Genomic DNA, 2,548 nt, shown 5'->3' on the forward strand with positions numbered 1-2,548 from the left:
GCACTGCACTGGCAATCTCTTGCGGGACGGCTGCTCGGGGGCGGAGGACTCTGATGAGGCGCGCACGCGCACTGGCGTTGCTGACCGTCGTGCTGAGTGTGCTCGTGGCCACGTTGTGGACGGGTGCACCGCGCGCCGAGGCCTACGACGGCTGGTGCGTGTTGAGCGGCCGCATCGTCAATCAGGCCACCGGCGAACCGGTCGAGGGCGTGGAGGTCCATGCCTACCGTCTTCTCGTCCCGGAGAACCTCTGGGTCTGGGAGATGTGGGCTGGTACCGACTCCACCGGGAGGTTCTCGTTCGTCGTCTCGGGGCGCGAGCGTGGCGAGGGCGCGCTGTTCCTCCGGGGCCCTGGTGTGATCACCCCCGTCTACTACCGCGACACGCCGGTGACCGGCCCTGAGCCGGTCCCGACCGCGGGCCTGGGAATCAACCTGTCCAACACGGGGGACATCGCATCCGCGACACACTTCAACCTCCGGCCCGATGCGACCGTCTCGTTCGGGGACATCCCGGTGACCGTGACCCCGAACCCCTACGGCACGATCATCGGCAAGGTCACAGACGCACGCCTCGGTACGCCCTTCCAGCCGACCGACATCTACGTGTACAAGCGCGACCCGATGTTCGGATGGCGGCACATACAGTCCACGTGCCCGCGCGAGGATGGCTCGTACACCGTGCGTGGGGATGCCGCGAACCCGATCGTGGGCGAGGTGCGTCTCTACTTCGACAAGAGCACGCTGTGGGCGAACGACATGTGGTTCCCCAATGCGGGGTCGATGGAATCGGCGCGCTCGCTTTACATCGAGCCGGAGATGACCCTCTACGGGGTCGATCAGACCATCACGGTCTGCGGACGTCTGTGCGGCCGCGTCGTGCGGGCCGAGACAGGTGCGGGGCTGCATCCGGTCAGCATCGATGTCTACAAGTACGACCCCGCGTCGGGGACGTGGCCGCAATGGGCGGGAGGAGCCACCAAGCCCGGAGGCGTGTATGCGGTGCCGCAGTACGGGTTCGGCCCCGGCACCTTCAGAATCGAGGCGATCGACATCCGCCTCGGGGTCCCGCATCTGCCCACGGTGTACTACCGGCAGGTGCCGAACCCCTGGTCGGCCACGGCGGTCTCGCTGCCATCAGGGGGGATCGTCGACGGCTTGGACGTGGTCATGTCCGCGGTCCCCGCGGTGGTAGGGAAGGTGTCGGGAACTGACGGCGCGCCACTCGCCGACGTGCGCGTGGAGGTCTCGCGCCGCGGGTCGGACGGGATCTGGCGCGTCGCGGGCAGCGACTACAGCGACGGATCGGGCTGGTTCTACTTCATGTGCGGCTCCGCAGGTACATACCGGGCCCGCTACATCGACGAGGGGGGGACCGACGACCCGGCGGACGACTCGTTCGTCTTCTCGGGAGGTGCCGCCACTGCTGCCACTTCAACCGCTGTCGTGGTATCGGCCGGGGCGGCCCGGCTGCCGGATGTCGAGCTGGCGCCTGCGGCGGAACCACGGGCGCGCCGGATCTCGGGTTCCAATCGCTATGACACCGCCATCGCGGCATCGCGAGAGGCCTTCCCTGACGGCACCGCCACCTCGGTGGTGCTCGTCTCCGGGGAGTCGTTCGCCGACGCTCTCAGTGCGGCTGGGGTGGCGGGAGCGCTGGACGCGCCCGTACTGCTCACCACGGCGAGCAAGCTCTACCTGCCGTTGCTGAACGAGTTCGACCGGCTCGGCGTCACGAAGGTATACCTGCTCGGTGGTACGGGTGCGATCCCTCGGCGCGTCGAGACGCTGCTCCAAGCTCTGGGGTACACGACTGAGCGCATCGCGGGCAGTGACCGCTATGAGACGTCCGCTCTCGCGGCCCGTGCCGTGTCGGACCTGTCCGAGACGACCAGTGAGACGCCGGTCCTGGTGACTCGCGGCGACGTCCCCGCGGACGCCCTCTCCGTAGCGCCGGCCGCGGTGGCGGCCGATGGAGTGGTGCTCCTCGTGAGGCCGGCGAGCGCTCCGACCTGTGTCGTGGACGCGATCGGTGATCTCGGCCTCTCGAGCGGGTACGTCGTCGGCGGCAGCGGTGCCGTGACGGACGCGACTCTGGAGGCGCTCGGCGCCGCGGGCATGGACATCGAGCGTATCGCCGGTGGCGCGACGCGCTACGAGACCGCAGCGCAGTTCGCGGAGGCCGCGGTGGAGAACGGATGGCTCGACTTCACCGAGGTCGGACTGGCGATCGGCACGGGCTTCGCCGATGCGCTCGGGTCGGGCGCTTCACTCGGGCAGAAGGGCGGCGTGCTGCTGCTCACGTCGACTTCGGCGTTGCCGGCCGCGACCTCGGCATGCCTCGCCGAGCACTCGTCCGACACCGATGCGATCACGGTGTACGGCGGAGGCGCGGCGATCAAGAGCGAAGTGATGGTGCAGGCGGGTTCGCTCTAGCCTCCCGCGAGGTCCGGACGTCGTTCGCGCCTCGGCGTCTGCCCGAGGAAGACCAGCGCGGTCGGCGACCACTTCGACAGCAGGTCGGTGACCAGCCACGCGCCGGCCAGCGC

1 protein-coding gene is annotated in these 2,548 nt (G+C 69.1%); it reads left to right on the plus strand.

Features of this window, described 5'->3' with window-relative positions; genetic code table 11:
- Nucleotides 1–53 precede the first annotated feature (53 nt).
- Nucleotides 54–2,435, plus strand: coding sequence for a hypothetical protein (locus FDZ70_09150; GenBank protein ID TLM70519.1), 2,382 nt, complete (start codon nt 54–56; stop codon nt 2,433–2,435).
- The last annotated feature ends 113 nt before the right edge of the window (nt 2,436–2,548 follow it).

The sequence above is a fragment of the Actinomycetota bacterium genome (assembly GCA_005774595.1).
Taxonomy (GTDB): Bacteria; Actinomycetota; Coriobacteriia; order Anaerosomatales; family D1FN1-002; genus D1FN1-002.